This is a genomic window from Bradyrhizobium denitrificans, assembly GCF_013179005.1.
GTDB lineage: Bacteria > Pseudomonadota > Alphaproteobacteria > Rhizobiales > Xanthobacteraceae > Bradyrhizobium > Bradyrhizobium denitrificans.
This window is the reverse complement of the sequence record NZ_JABFDP010000006.1, coordinates 249,691-263,191: the sequence shown is the minus strand read 5'-3', so window position 1 is coordinate 263,191 and position 13,501 is coordinate 249,691. Positions and strand designations below refer to the sequence as shown.

Below are 13,501 nucleotides of genomic sequence, written 5' to 3'. Positions count from 1 at the left end.
ATGGCCGTCCGCAATCGCTTATTTGACGAATATTTGACGACTTTTGCCAGATCCGGCTAAGTCATTGATTTTATTGGCGCTCCCTAGGGGAATCGAACCCCTGTTTCAGCCTTGAGAGGGCCGCGTCCTAACCGCTAGACGAAGGGAGCGTGAGGTGAACCGCATAGCCTCGAAATCGCCGCGCCGCAAGACGGGGAATGGGATTTTTGTGGGGGCGGTGGAGGAGAGAGTCCCCGGGGGGACCCCCACCCCCGCCCCCTCCCCGCAAGGGGGAGGGGCGCTCACCGCCCGGGTCGTGGAGGGGAGCGGGTGTCAATGGGGACGGAAACAGCCGGCCGCGAGGGCGGTGGGCTCCCCTCCCCCTCTTGCGGGGAGGGGTCGGGGGTGGGGGCCGCGAGTCCCGCTCGACGTGGAGGCGTCCGCATCGCCTGCCCTTACGGCTCCACGGCGAAGCGGAGGCGGCCGGTGGGTTTCAGGGTTTTGGCGTCGAAAGTACGGATCTCGGTGGTGCCGGCGATGTCGAGCGTGACCGCCAGGCGGTCACCGGCGGTGCCGGTTGCGACGATGCGGGCGCCCTTGGGCAGCATCGCGGTGAGGTCCGGGCCTGAAGCTGTGCTTCCATCGCCGCGGAAAAGGCGATAGCCGATGGCGACCAGAAGCACTGCGATCGCGACCGAGGTGGTCACGCCCGCGATCATCATCATGCGCCGCAGCCGCGCCATCAGCTGGGCCTGCTCGGGCGAGGACGGCTCGGGCGCAACGGTAGAGTTCATGGACATCTCGACTTCACATTCCCACGGTCTGATGACGGTCATTGTCGCCGGCGACGAAGGCTCGCCGCGGCTCGATCGCGTGCTCGCGGCCCGGCTGCCGGAGCTGTCGCGGTCCCGGCTGAAGGCGCTGATCCTGGCCGGCCAGGTCAGCCTCAGCACCGGGGCGGTGCGCGACCCCGCTTATCACGTCGCCAGCGGCGACACGATCACAATCGACGTGCCCGAAGCGGCCCCGCCCGAGCCGAAGGCCGAGGCGATCCCGCTCCACGTCGTCTACGAGGACGACGATATCGTCGTCCTCGACAAGCCGGCCGGCCTCGTGGTGCATCCCGCCGCCGGGCACGAAACCGGGACCCTGGTGAACGCGCTGATCGCGCATTGCGGCGCCAGCCTGTCCGGGATCGGCGGCGTCAAGCGGCCCGGCATCGTCCACCGGCTGGACAAGGATACCACCGGGCTGATGGTGGTCGCCAAGAACGATCACGCGCACGCCTCGCTGAGCGCGCAGTTCGCCGATCACGGCCGCACCGGCGCGATGGAGCGCGGCTATCTGGCGTTTTCCTGGGGGCTGCCGCACCGGCCGCATGGCACCATCAACGCCCCGCTTGACCGGCATCCGCATGCCCGCGACAAGATGGCGGTGCGGCCACGGGGCCGCGAGGCCATCACCCATTACGAGGTGCAGGAGAGCTTTGTCGGCCGCGACGGCAAGCCGGTGGCGTCGCTGATCGCCTGCCATCTCGAGACCGGGCGCACCCACCAGATCCGGGTGCATCTGGCGCATCTCGGCCATCCCCTGCTCGGCGATGCCGTCTATGGCCCGCACTTCAAGACCAAGGCGAACCAGCTGGCGCCAGGCGCGCGGGCGGCGCTGGAGGCGCTCGGACGGCAGGCGCTGCATGCCTATCTGCTGGTGATCGAGCACCCCCGGACGGGAGAAATTCTGCGCTGGGAATCGGAGCTGCCGGAGGATCTTTCCCTCTTGCGGGAGGCGCTGCGAGCGGCGCTATGACGCAGGACCTTCAGAAAAGCGCAAGCATGCCAAGAGGTTATAGCAGGGACACGGGGACGTGACCCCCGGAATCCTTCCACCTCGGGCTGAAAATGGTGTATGTTGCGCCTGCGTCGAATGGTCGACGCGTGGAACGTCGCAAACCGGTTGGCTTTAACCAAGCGACCGCTTTGCCTGGCCCGCCGCTATCGGGGGCCTGAACCAACTGGAGGGCGCTCAATGGCCCGTACAGCTACACTACCGGTTCTCAACGGAGAATCCGGACTTGCACGCTACCTCGCTGAGATCCGCAAGTTCCCGATGCTGGAACCGCAGGAGGAGTACATGCTCGCCAAGCGTTGGCGTGAGCATGACGACAGTGACGCAGCGCAGAAACTCGTCACCAGCCATCTCAGGCTCGTGGCCAAGATCGCCATGGGCTATCGCGGCTACGGCTTGCCGATATCCGAAGTCGTGTCGGAAGGCAATGTCGGCCTGATGCAGGCGGTGAAGAGGTTCGAGCCCGAGAAGGGCTTCCGCCTCGCCACCTACGCCATGTGGTGGATCAAGGCGTCGATACAAGAGTACATCCTGCGTTCCTGGTCGCTCGTGAAAATGGGCACCACCGCGAACCAGAAGAAGCTGTTCTTCAACCTGCGCAAGGCGAAGAGCCGGATCTCCGCGCTGGATGAAGGCGATCTGCATCCGGATCAGGTCAAGCTGATCGCAAAGCGCCTCGGCGTGACCGATCAGGACGTGGTCGACATGAACCGCCGCCTCGGCGGCGACGCCTCGCTGAACGCGCCGATCCGCGACGACGGCGAAGCGGGCGAATGGCAGGACTGGCTGGTCGATACCTCGCCCAACCAGGAAGCCATCATGGCCGAGCACGAGGAATACGACCACCGCCGGCAGGCGTTGAACGGCGCGATCGGCGTGCTCAACGCGCGCGAGCGCCGCATCTTCGAGGCGCGGCGTCTGGCCGACGAGCCGATGACGCTCGAGGACCTCGCCGCCGAGTTCGGCGTGTCGCGCGAGCGCGTGCGCCAGATCGAGGTGCGCGCATTCGAGAAGGTGCAGTCCGCCGTCAAGGGCGCCATCGCCAAGCAGGAGGCGGCGGCCCTGGAGGCCGCGCATTAACGGCGCGGCTTCCTAGCTTAAGGTGGTTTTGATGCGATCGGAGCCGGCGGAGACGCCGGCTTCTTGTTAGGTGAGGCTCGTTAGTCAGGCGCGGCGCGGGCGAGCTCGGCGAGCGCGCAGCCCTCGCAATAACGGGCGTCCTTGTAGTCGATCCAATTATGCGCATAGATCCGGTCCCGCGGAATCCGGTAGCGCAGCCGGAGCAGCTTGGAGAGCACGCGCCATGCGGCGATCTGGGCTTCCGTAGCGGGCGTGGTGACGTCGGGATAGTTGCCGGCGAACTCCACGCCGATGGAATTGTCGCGCACGACCTTGCGATAGGTGGATGCGTTGTCGATATAGCGGTTGTCGTTGCGATTGGCGCCGTCGCCATGCAGCGTGACCATGGTTTCAGGCACCGCCCAATACACCGTGCCGTCGGTTTCTACCCACAGGGTCACGCCGCGCCGTTTCGGGGTCTTGGCCTGCGCCAGCGCCCCCGCCCGCGCCGACCCCGCCGGCCCCTCGGTCTGGTGGACGATGATGTTGGTCCAGGGATGCGCCTTGGCCGGGTCGCCCCACGGCGCCAGCCAGACGATTCTGAGGCCCGGAATATACGGCGTGCCGGATGCGCGGGCCATTGCGGCGAGGTCGTCCGCCGCGGCCGGCCGTGAGAGGAAGAGCAGCGCAAGCGCTGCGTGGCGGGAGAACAGGAGCGGCCTCATGGCCGAACATTAGCACCGCTATTCGGCGGCGGCATCCTGGCGCGGGTGATGCAGGGCCAACGCGGCGATCTGCTCCGGGGCCAAGCTGGGTGCATCGGGCTCGCTTTGATAGACGGCATAACGGTTCTTGCCGTCCTTCTTGGCCGCATACAGCGCCTGGTCCGCCCGCGCCATCACCCGGTCCGGGAATGCACCGAGGTCCCGCGTCCACTCGGCCACGCCGATCGACACCTCGATCGGCACGTCGGCTCCGGCGCAGGCCTCTGCATCGTCGCGGCAGACCTGCAGGATCCGTCGCGCGATCATCGCGCCCTCCCGCAAAGAGGACGACGGCAGCAGGATGCAGAACTCGTCGCCGCCGGTGCGCGCAAGCATGTCACCCGGCCTGAGCCGGGTCTGCGCCATCAGCGTGAAGTGCTGCAGGCAGGCATCGCCCGCCGCATGACCGTGATTGTCGTTGATGAGCTTGAAGCCGTCGAGATCGATCACCAGCAGCGCGAACGGCTTTCCGGACCGCTCTGCGCGCGCGCACTCCTCGCCGAGCCGCTGCATCAGATGGCGCCGGTTGGCGACGCCGGTAAGATCGTCGAGCAGCGCGAGATCGGCGACCTCGTTGCGCAGGCGGTCGACGGCCATCAGCAGAAAACCAAAATTGAGCGACATCGACAAAAAGATCAGCAACAGCACCGCAGCGGCCTGACCGCTGGTGGAATGACTGAAATTGAAGTCCGCGCCAATAAAGGCGCCGATCGTCCGCGCCGCGAACACGGCGATGATCAGGACCGACAGCAATCCGGCGAGTCGCGCCCCTGGATTGATGGGTCCGTTTCTGGCGTCCAGCACCAGCCGCGCGATCACCGCCATCGGGACCGCCTGCCCGAGCGAGTAGCACAGGATCCGTAGCGGTCCGTGGTCGTAGACATAGAGAAAGAAGGCGATCGACGTGCAGGTCAGCGCGACCACGGAGAGGCTCAGTCGCCACGAGGCTGCACGGCCATAGAAGCGCTGCACGCCCATCGCCGCGAGGCAGATCGCGAACGTCATCAGCGAGGCGCCGGCGAGCAGGGGCATGAAGGAGCCGAAATAGAATTGGCCCAGCGCGCACAAGGCGGCCGGCGCGCACATGAACGCAGAGGCTGTCCAGTAGCGCGCCGATGCCAGATTGGGGTAGCTCCGCATCACATAGGCCCAGATCAGGCCCAGTGCGAGGAAGTTGACCACGAAGGCGGTCCACAGCGTCGGAACGTTCAACATCCCGATTGCCGGATGCGATCGATCCTGCCCTCACTGTCTCGCAACGCCACGCTCATGACCATCCCTGTCTTTTACGGGCACCATGAGCGCGATGCGCTTAACGTTTCCTCAAATCCGGAACCAAGATTGCGCCTTGGTTTTGAAACAATGAAGACACGATTAGTCCGCTGTTAACCCTCTCGCGAAGCCCGCGCGAACGCCGCAACGGGCTGCGGCCTCCATCGAGCTGTGGATAAGGGCAAGTTGCCCAGGTGACAGGGTGAGGCAGAGCTTCGCGAATCTGCTGGGATCGTCTCCCGAGGCTGATGCATGGCTCCTCTGCGCCAGCGAGGCCTCGAAGTCGCGTTGCAATCCATCCACTCCTGACGAGGATTCCATGGCGAAGAAAGCGAAGAAGGCCGCGAAGGCGACCAAGAAAGCGGCGAAGAAGACCAAGAAGGCCGCCAAGAAGAAGTAGTCGTACTCCCCCGGGTGGGAGCGCGGCTTCCACCCGGTGTCACCGCCGTCGCGCTGCCGATCGCCAATCGTTCATCGCCCGCCTTCATCTCCCTCGCCACCCCGGCCTACGCCTTCGCATTTCCAGAAATGGTACGACCGAGCCGATCCGTCAAGGCGATCCGGCCCGCCGGCTCACTCCCCCCATCTGCGGGCCATCTCCGGCGCACGCTCCAGCGTCACTTCGGCCTCGCGCAGCACGTCGAGCGGCGCCCACGGCTTGCTCCAGAACTTCGTGCCGCCCGGCAGCGGCTGCGACAGCGGCCGTCCCGATGTCACGACCACGTTGATATGGGGATGGCGCGCCCGCGCGATGTGCGCGAGCTCCACGCCGCTCATGCGACCGGCGAGATTGACGTCCGTCATCATCAGTACGATGCGGTGACCGGGCTTGTTGAGCACCAGTTCCGCAGCCTCGGCGCTCTCGCACGCGATCACGTCGTAGTCGCTCTCCTCCAGCAGCAGCGCGATCATCTCGCGCTGGGTCGGATCGTCCTCGACGATCAGTGCGGTCGCGCGAAACGGCTGCGACTGTCCCATGCCTGTACCTCCACGAAATGTGCCACGGCCCATTGCAATGTGAGTTAAAAGCGGAACAGCAGGATGGTTCGGTTCCAATGCGAAAAACTGGCAGAAAATCCAGCCCGCTTTGGAACGGCGACGCGAACGCGCGAGGGAGGGACAGCGGCGATGACGGCAATCAGCGGCGCGGCGGCGGCCGTGACGGGAGCATCCAGCGGCATCGGCCGCGCCTTGGCACAGGAACTCGCGGCGCGCGGCTGCGATCTCGCTTTGGCCGATCGCGATGAGGCGGGCCTGGCCAGCGTAGCAAGCGAACTCGCCACGACAGGCCGCAAGGTCACCACGCATCGCCTCGATGTCAGTGACGGCCAGGCGATCGGCCAGTTCGCCGAGGATGCGACGCGCGCGCATCCCAGCCTCAACATCGTCATCAACAATGCCGGCGTCGCGCTGTTCGGCGGTTTCAACGAGATCGACCAGGCCGAGATGGAGTGGCTGTTCAACATCAACTTCTGGGGCGTCGTGCACGGCACCCGGGCCTTCCTGCCGCATCTTGCGCGGCAGCGCGCGGCGCACATCGTCAATCTGTCCTCGATCTTCGGCATCATCGCCCCGCCCGGCCAGTCGGCCTATGCGGCAGCCAAATTCGCGGTGCGCGGTTTCTCCGAGAGCCTGCGTCATGAGCTTGCCACCGCCAACAGCCCAATCAGGCTGTCGGTCGTGCATCCCGGCGGCGTCGCCACCGCGATCGCGCGCAATGCCCGCGCCGGCCACGGCATGACCGACAATGCGCGCCGCGTGCAGGCGATCGAGCGCTTCGAGCGGCTGGCCAGGACCACCCCGCGCGAGGCGGCCCAGCGCATCATCCAGGGCATCGAACGCAACGAGCCGCGCATCCTGATCGGCGGCGACGCGCGAATCATGGATCTGCTGCAGCGGTTCATGCCGGGCACCTATTGGAAGGTGATGGCCAAGCGCCTGGAGAAGGCGGCCGCGAAGCAAGGCTGATGCGTCGGTCGAACGCATAAGGCCTCGCGGCGCGTCACGCGTCCGAGTCTTGTGCATTCGCCGCCCTCATCAGGATGGAGGGCGCAGGGAGAGCCAGGCCTCGGCTGAGGCCTGCGGCCCGCGTGCGATAAGAAAATGCACGCGGCGGTTACCACAGGTTCAGCCGGAGCGACCCGGCCCTCCCTGCGCGATGGTCTGACGCGTTATACGTGGTCTCCCTGGTGCGCCGGCGTGTTGGCCACCATTGTCAGTGCGATGCGCGAGCATCGCGACCAACGTGATACCAGCATCGGGGTATCGGGACGCCACGATTTCGGCGTGCGCAGCGCTTCGTTCGTCGGCGCGGCCAAGCCACGCTGCGGAGCTCTACGCCCATCGCATCCTATCAGCCCGCGCCTCGTGACGATCGCGAAACGCCCCTCCGGCGGGCCGGGACGGCGGCAAATGTGCGGCTGATTTGCCCGACGACACAAGAGGTGTTGGTGCGACAAAGCAACACGACGGGCAGTTTGCGCATGACGGGCATGTGCCGAGATCTCTCGGCGTGTCATTCCGGGACGTGCGTGAGCCGCGAGCCCGGAATCCATCACCACGACCGGCTGCGGTGAGATACGGTCGTCGCTCCAGCAGTCGCCAACGACATTTCGTGGTAATGGATTCCGGGCGCGCGCCCTGAGTGCCGCCGCGAAATGACGGCGTGGTTGGGGTTGAGCGCTGTGGCCAGACCCGAAGCTGTCATCGCCCGGCTCGCCCGGGCGATCCCGTATTCACAGCCAATCATTGTCGAGCTGAGAGGTCACGGCGTACTGGATGCCCGCCTTCGCGGGCATGACAGCGAGGGGGAGGCGATCCCCTGCCCTATCGCCCCACCAGCTGATCGGCGAAATAGCCGATGGTCTTGCGATAGATCACAGCCCTGTTCCACTCGCGCATCGCGTCGAAATTCGCCGAGCCCTCGTCATAGGGCGCGCCCATCTTAAAGCCGTTGCTGTGGAGCAGATTGGCGGTCGAGGCCAGCACGTCGGCGGTGGAGTGACGCAGATCGACGCGGCCGTCGCCATCGAAATCGACGCCGTATTTGATGTAGGAGGACGGCAGGAACTGGGTCTGGCCGATCTCGCCGGCGAAGGCACCGATCAGATCGCGCAAAGTGAGATCGCCGCGCTCGACGATCTTCAGCGCCGCCATCAGCTCGGTCTGGAACAGCTCGGTGCGGCGGCAATCATGCGCCAGGGTCGCCAGCGTGCGGATCACCGGCAGCTTGCCCATGTCGCCCTTGCCGAAATCGGTTTCCAGCCCCCAGATCGCGATCAGGATCTGGCGCGGCACGCCATATTGCTGCTCGATGCGCGACAGCAGCGCCGCATGCCGCTGCAGCATCGCGCGGCCGCCATTGATGCGGCCGGGGCCGACGCGGGTCGCGACATACTGCTCGAAGCTCTTGTTGAAGGTGTAGCGCTGGCGGCGGTCGAAGGCGAGCACGGCCGGATCGAGCGTCACGCCCGACAGCGCCTGGCTGATCGTTGCGGACGAGACGCCGGCGCTCTGCGCCTCTGCGGAGAAGCTGGCAACGAACGTGTTGAAATCACCGCCGCAGCGCGCGGCCTGCGCGGAGCTGACCGCCGAGAGGGCCGAGAGCGAGGCCGCGAGCAGCACGGCAAGACGACGCAAGAGCATGCGGGATCCTTGTTGATTCCAGATTGCCCCGATCATGGCATGAGCGAAATGCTGGCGTCAAAACTGCGGCGGTTCAGACAAGGCGTTCACCCCACAACCGGTGCACCCTCTCCCCCGCGTGTGCTATCGCCTATGGCGCTCGACAGAGTGTGCCCGTCTGTTTCCACGTCGTCATGGCCGGGCTTGTCCCGGCATGACGGAGTAACAGATTGGCAGGCGTTCGTGCTGCGGCTTGTCCCATGTGGTGCGGCACGATGAATGACTCCCGCGGTCTGCAGCTTCCCCATACCCGCTTGATCCTCGTCAACATCCGGCCACCGTCCGCTTTCTAAGCTGACCGGCAAAAGGAGACGACGCCATGATCGGGATTACGCTGACCGCCGACCAGATCCGCTCGGCCCCGCCGGAGGTGCGGCGCTGGATCGAGCATCAGGTGCTCGCCAGCCTCGGGCTCGGCGCGGAGGCAGCGCCGGCGACGCCCGCACTGCCGGTGCCGGGTGCGCATCTCGTCGCCTGCACCGCCGATGACGCGGCCAAGATCCTGGCGCAGATCGAGGGCGTGCTGCCGGCGGTCAACGTGTTCTTCGAGTTCAGCCGTCCCGGCATCTCGCTCGGGCAGCCGCCGATCATGATGTTCCGCCTGATCGACATCCTGCATCATACCCGGCTGCAGAACATCGGCCAGGTGATGGCCTCGCTGGAGATGATCAACAAGGCGCTGATCGACGCCAGGAACGATCCGTCAGCACGGTTCTGCGGCTTCGACCATGAAGGCCACTGCCTGATCGCCCCGGAAACCCAGCGCGCGATTGCCAGCGTCTGGCAGAGCGTCATCGCCAAGCAGCATGGCGTGGCCGAGGGCGAGGCGGCGTGAGGCTGCACGGCGCAGCGATTGACGCTGCGCATGTCCCAAAACGAAGCACGGCCAGGGAAGCACGCCCAGGTCGGTTCAGCCATGCCTGTTCCGGGCGGCTCCGGCCTTGAGCCCGCCGGGATCGGTGCTACGATTCCGCCGTCGTTTCCGATCCCAAGGGAGATCGCCGATGCCGCCCCGCCAGCGCCGATTGCTCCAGGTCCCCCTGTTCCGCCTGCTCGCGATCAACCTCGCGCTCGGCCTCGTCATGGCCGTGGTGCTGGTCGGCGGCCTCCTGGCGCTCGATCCCTGGGGCCTGCGTCACCTGATCTTCGCCGACCATTCGCCTGGCGTCGCCATCGGCCTGCTGCTCGGCTCGTTCTTCGTCACCTTCGGCTCGACCGCGATGGGCACGGCGATCATGGCGCTCGGCGGCAGCGACGAGGATGACGGTCCGCAAGGCGGCACGCGCGTACCAGCACGGGTGAAGGTGCGGAGGCGATAGAGGCGAGCTGTCGCCGCAACGGTGCTGCGCCCCCCTCCCCCTTGCGGGGAGGGGAGCTCACCGTCATCGCCGCGACGGCCTTGGCTCAAGCGCGCACGCGCCTCACCAATGCCCCTTGCGCTTGTTCCAGGCGAACAGCACGTCGGCGAAGCGGTCGTAGCCGAACCGGGTCAGCGGGCGCACCAGCGGGTTGCCGAACAGAGTCGCCAGCCAGCCTTCACCCGGCGTCAGCTTCCACAGCAGCAGCGCGACGTCGGCGCCGGTGATCAGCTGGCCGTCCTCGTCGGTCGCATGCAGGCGGCGGCGGACGTCGTCGACATCGGCGCCGAAGCCGCGCAGCGCCTCCGGCTCCGCGTTAATGTCCCTGAACGCGACGCGTCCCGACTTCACCAGCGCCAGCAGCTTGTTGCGCTGCCAGTCGATGCCGGCGTCGCAGACCGGGCAGCGCGTGTTGTACCAGATGGTGAGTTGCGGCATCGACATCGGGGTCCAAGGTTTGCAGGATCCAGGCTTGGCGTTCTCAGGCTTGGGGATCTCAGGTTGGCGTTCATCAAGCTGACATGGAATCGGGCGCATGGGGGCATGCCGATCCGGCAAAATCGAGGAGTCCGCATGCGGCCGCAGGGTCGAAAATCCGGCCCGTGATCACCATATCGACGGGGTCTCAGCGGGCCCGCACCGCGCCGCGCGATGCTCTCGTGACGGTGCCGGTTGCGGCAAGGCATCGCCGCCACGGCGGCGACCGTCCTCAGCTGCGTCCTTAACCATTGTCTTCCGCAAAATCGATGAGCAGACCGGCGTCCGTTCACGTTGACGCGGCGCTTCTGATCCTGGAAAAGCCCCCCATGGCAAAGAAACCCGGCTCCAATCCCAAAGGCGAATTCGCCTTCTTCAACGTGACCTATGAGGACGGCTCGCAGCGCTCCAACCGCCGCGTCCCGGCCGAGCTGCTCGGCGGCCTCGACGGCGACGAGCCCGCGCGCGGCTTCATCATGGAGCAGGACCGCGACATCGCCGAGAAATCCGGCCGCCCGCCGCTGCAGATCAAGTCGCTAGAGCGGGTCGGGGCGAAGAAGAAGTAACTTCACGAGCGGCCATAGGGTGGGCAAAGCGCGCAGCGCGTGCCCACCATAAGCTGCCTGCCGCGAGGCGCGGTGGGCACGGCGCGCGACAGCATCCCCAACCTGACCACCATGCCAGCGCCTTTGCCCACCCTACGGCAGCAGCCTTCCGCGAAGCCTGCTCTCAATCGGGTGACGCGTCATGGCCGGGCTTGTCCCGGCCATCCACGTCTTGACACGGCACGATTTGGATGCCCGGGACGAGCCCGGGCATGACGACGTGGGTAGATCTTCACCTACATCGCCGATCACGCCGCCTCACGATCCGGCTCCCTGACAGGCGGAGCGGCCGACCTGCCTCGCCCCATCTCCCTCGGCCGGTTGATCAGGCTGACCAGCGTGTAGCTGATGATCAGCAGCAGAAACCATGAGCCGAGCTTGGCCGGCGACACCATGGTCCAGCCATGCGCCTGCTGCGGATAGAGCCAGACCCGCGTGAAAGTGCCGACGTTCTCCGACAGCCAGATGAACAGCGACACCAGGACAAGCCCGAGCAGCAACGGCATCGAGCGATGCACGCGCCAGACCTTGAAGTGGACCGTCGCCGGCGCGAACAGCAGCGCGGCCCAGCCGAACAGCAGCAGCCTGCCGTCGAGCCCATAGTGGTCGGTGAAGAAGTTGAGATAGATCGCTGCACTCAAACCGATCAGCCAGCGCCGCGACGGATGGCCGGTGAAGCGGAAATCGAACAGCCGCCAGACGCGGCAGAGATAGCTGCCGATGCAAGAATACATGAAGCCGGAAAACAGCGGCACGCCACTGATCCGGATCAGGCTCGGCTCGGGATAGATCCACGAGCCGGTCGCGGTCTTGAACAGCTCCATGGCCGTGCCGACGAGGTGATAGATCAGGATGATCTTCGCCTCCTCCCAGGTCTCCAGGCGCGCAGCGAGCAGCGCGGCCTGGACGGCGAGCATGCAGAGGAAGAGAAAGTCGTAGCGCGCGAGCGGCGCGTTGGCCGGATAGAACCGCCACGTCAGCAGCATCAGCGCCACCGCGATGCCGCCGAACAGGCAGGCCCAAGCCTGCTTCACACCGAAGCGGAGGAATTCGTAGAGGAAGGCGGTCCAGGGTTTCTTTGCCGCGCGCGCGGCCAGACGTGCTTCAGCGGCGATGAAGGGGCGCAGCGGCGCCCAGATGGCGGCGGCGCTTGAACTGCTGTTTAACGAGGGAGATGAAGTTCTGTCGTTGTGCATCGAGGGTAATCCGTGGAGGCCCTCATGCGTAGCAGCGGCTCCCCACGCCATGTCCGTGGAAAAATCGGCCTTCTCCCGGAGAAATGCGGACAAGTGCGGACGCAGATGACCACGCGTGCGAACGTTTGAAAGTCACGACTGATAATGAACGCAGTGCCCGTGACTGCGCCCTCTCCCCTTGCGGGAGAGGGCATGTAGGACAGCGCTGAAAATTCGCTTGGGTGAGGGGTATTTCTCCACAAGCGTTACTCGCGGAGAGAGACCCCTCACCCAACCGCGGACGCGGATGGGTCGTACATGCCCTCTCCCGCAAGGGGAGAGGGCGCTCTATCGCAGAGTGTACGCGCTGTGAAAGCAATGACAGCCTGTATGGTGGGCAAAGCGACGCCGCAGGCTGCGCGTGCCCACCATCAGGAGCGCCGTGCGTGGACGGTGGGTACGGCGTACGAAGCAGCAGTGCGAGCCGATATACTCCGGACACGCCTTTGCCCACCCTACGAACTACGGCCAACGAACAATCGTTTGGAACACAGATCTCCGAATGCGCCCGGATTGCCGATCTCCTTGGCCACGCGTATTTTCCCACTCAAAGATGCCCGGCGCACGGATGTAAGCAACTGCATATTGAGCGAACCTTTAACAGGACGCCCCAGCTTGTCCGAGCCGTCGGGGCTCCTCTCGTGATTAGGATTGTACATCCATGATCTATGAAGAAGGCAGGCAGACAGCGCGCGATCAAAAAGGAGCAGCTATCCACGAGGCAGGTCATGCAATCGTCGCATCTGCATTGGGGTTGCAGGTTGGGCGCCTTGAGATTGCGATCGACGGCGATGATGCAAAGGGTGTAGCAGAAATTGCAGGCAGCGCCGCACTTGGCCTTGTCGACCAGCTGGCAATTTGTGCGGCCGGCATGGAAGCTCAACGGTTGTTTTCAGCACCTACTCACGGCGGCGCCGGTTGGGCGGACCATGGAATGATGATAGCGTTGGTAGAGGGCCTACCCGAGGAGGACAGCCGTACATTGCGCTATGCTGGACATCAACGCGCACATGACATCCTGATCCAGCGCACGAACCAAGTCGAACGCCTTGCAGAACGTCTTTTTGCTGAGAAGCGCTTAGAGCCTAATGAGGTAAAAGATCTTCTTTGCGACGACTAGGGCGTATCATGCCACTCCAGTTGATCGGCATTGGGCCCCGGCTTCGGATGCAAAAACGGCGAACCTTTCGGTCCGCCGTTGTATTTTGATAGATTGCCGGGTC

At 65.2% G+C, this 13,501-nt stretch carries 15 protein-coding genes and 1 tRNA gene; 8 read left to right on the top strand and 8 right to left on the bottom strand.

Features of this window, described 5'->3' with window-relative positions; genetic code table 11:
- Window positions 1-74 precede the first annotated feature (74 nt).
- Together HL671_RS08640 and HL671_RS08635 are read right to left on the bottom strand one after the other, a co-directional pair.
- Window positions 75-149 (bottom strand) — tRNA-Glu (locus HL671_RS08640).
- 285 nt (window positions 150-434) lie between these two features.
- Window positions 435-773, bottom strand: a complete 339-nt coding sequence (locus tag HL671_RS08635; protein ID WP_012046587.1) for a hypothetical protein — start codon at window positions 771-773, stop codon at window positions 435-437.
- Window positions 774-804: 31 nt separating this feature from the next.
- Between HL671_RS08635 and HL671_RS08630 the strand changes: the two genes are divergently transcribed.
- Window positions 805-1,785 carry an RluA family pseudouridine synthase gene (locus HL671_RS08630; RefSeq protein ID WP_172236157.1) on the top strand — a complete coding sequence of 327 codons (981 nt, stop codon included), beginning with the start codon at window positions 805-807 and terminating at the stop codon, window positions 1,783-1,785.
- 219 nt (window positions 1,786-2,004) lie between these two features.
- Window positions 2,005-2,904: an RNA polymerase sigma factor RpoH gene (gene rpoH, locus HL671_RS08625; RefSeq protein WP_012046589.1), complete on the top strand. Its 900-nt coding sequence runs from the start codon at window positions 2,005-2,007 to the stop codon at window positions 2,902-2,904.
- Between the two features lie 80 nt (window positions 2,905-2,984).
- Here rpoH and HL671_RS08620 read toward each other — a convergent pair whose 3' ends face one another.
- Together HL671_RS08620 and HL671_RS08615 are read right to left on the bottom strand one after the other, a co-directional pair.
- Window positions 2,985-3,608 carry a peptidoglycan recognition protein family protein gene (locus HL671_RS08620; protein ID WP_172236128.1) on the bottom strand — a complete coding sequence of 208 codons (624 nt, stop codon included), beginning with the start codon at window positions 3,606-3,608 and terminating at the stop codon, window positions 2,985-2,987.
- A gap of 18 nt (window positions 3,609-3,626) precedes the next feature.
- The gene (locus HL671_RS08615; protein WP_172236127.1) at window positions 3,627-4,862 is read right to left on the bottom strand and encodes a GGDEF domain-containing protein; all 1,236 of its coding nucleotides are present in this window, start codon (window positions 4,860-4,862) and stop codon (window positions 3,627-3,629) included.
- 259 nt (window positions 4,863-5,121) lie between these two features.
- On the opposite strand from HL671_RS08615, the gene HL671_RS38300 reads away from it, so the two are divergent.
- Entirely contained in the window at window positions 5,122-5,319 is a 198-nt protein-coding gene (locus HL671_RS38300) for a hypothetical protein (RefSeq protein WP_041751019.1), read from the top strand.
- Between the two features lie 173 nt (window positions 5,320-5,492).
- On the opposite strand, the gene HL671_RS08605 is transcribed toward HL671_RS38300, so the two are convergent.
- Window positions 5,493-5,897, bottom strand: coding sequence for a response regulator (locus HL671_RS08605; RefSeq protein ID WP_172236126.1), 405 nt, complete (start codon window positions 5,895-5,897; stop codon window positions 5,493-5,495).
- A gap of 150 nt (window positions 5,898-6,047) precedes the next feature.
- On the opposite strand from HL671_RS08605, the gene HL671_RS08600 reads away from it, so the two are divergent.
- On the top strand, window positions 6,048-6,887 hold the full coding sequence (locus HL671_RS08600) for an SDR family NAD(P)-dependent oxidoreductase (RefSeq protein WP_012046593.1): 840 nt from the start codon (window positions 6,048-6,050) through the stop codon (window positions 6,885-6,887).
- A gap of 858 nt (window positions 6,888-7,745) precedes the next feature.
- Here HL671_RS08600 and HL671_RS08595 read toward each other — a convergent pair.
- Window positions 7,746-8,564, bottom strand: coding sequence for a lytic murein transglycosylase (locus tag HL671_RS08595; RefSeq protein WP_172236125.1), 819 nt, complete (start codon window positions 8,562-8,564; stop codon window positions 7,746-7,748).
- 358 nt (window positions 8,565-8,922) lie between these two features.
- On the opposite strand from HL671_RS08595, the gene HL671_RS08590 reads away from it, so the two are divergent.
- On the top strand, window positions 8,923-9,438 hold the full coding sequence (locus HL671_RS08590; RefSeq protein ID WP_012046596.1) for a hypothetical protein: 516 nt from the start codon (window positions 8,923-8,925) through the stop codon (window positions 9,436-9,438).
- Between the two features lie 169 nt (window positions 9,439-9,607).
- Window positions 9,608-9,922 carry a hypothetical protein gene (locus HL671_RS08585; RefSeq protein ID WP_172236124.1) on the top strand — a complete coding sequence of 105 codons (315 nt, stop codon included), beginning with the start codon at window positions 9,608-9,610 and terminating at the stop codon, window positions 9,920-9,922.
- A 102-nt stretch (window positions 9,923-10,024) separates the two neighbouring features.
- Here HL671_RS08585 and HL671_RS08580 read toward each other — a convergent pair whose 3' ends face one another.
- Window positions 10,025-10,399, bottom strand: coding sequence for a thiol-disulfide oxidoreductase DCC family protein (locus tag HL671_RS08580; protein ID WP_012046598.1), 375 nt, complete (start codon window positions 10,397-10,399; stop codon window positions 10,025-10,027).
- Between the two features lie 368 nt (window positions 10,400-10,767).
- Between HL671_RS08580 and HL671_RS08575 the strand changes: the two genes are divergently transcribed.
- Window positions 10,768-11,004, top strand: a complete 237-nt coding sequence (locus HL671_RS08575; RefSeq protein WP_008963614.1) for a hypothetical protein — start codon at window positions 10,768-10,770, stop codon at window positions 11,002-11,004.
- A 287-nt stretch (window positions 11,005-11,291) separates the two neighbouring features.
- On the opposite strand, the gene HL671_RS08570 is transcribed toward HL671_RS08575, so the two are convergent.
- Entirely contained in the window at window positions 11,292-12,239 is a 948-nt protein-coding gene (locus HL671_RS08570) for a DUF817 domain-containing protein (RefSeq protein WP_172236123.1), read from the bottom strand.
- 700 nt (window positions 12,240-12,939) lie between these two features.
- On the opposite strand from HL671_RS08570, the gene HL671_RS08565 reads away from it, so the two are divergent.
- The gene (locus HL671_RS08565; protein WP_172236122.1) at window positions 12,940-13,398 is read left to right on the top strand and encodes a hypothetical protein; all 459 of its coding nucleotides are present in this window, start codon (window positions 12,940-12,942) and stop codon (window positions 13,396-13,398) included.
- The last annotated feature ends 103 nt before the right edge of the window (window positions 13,399-13,501 follow it).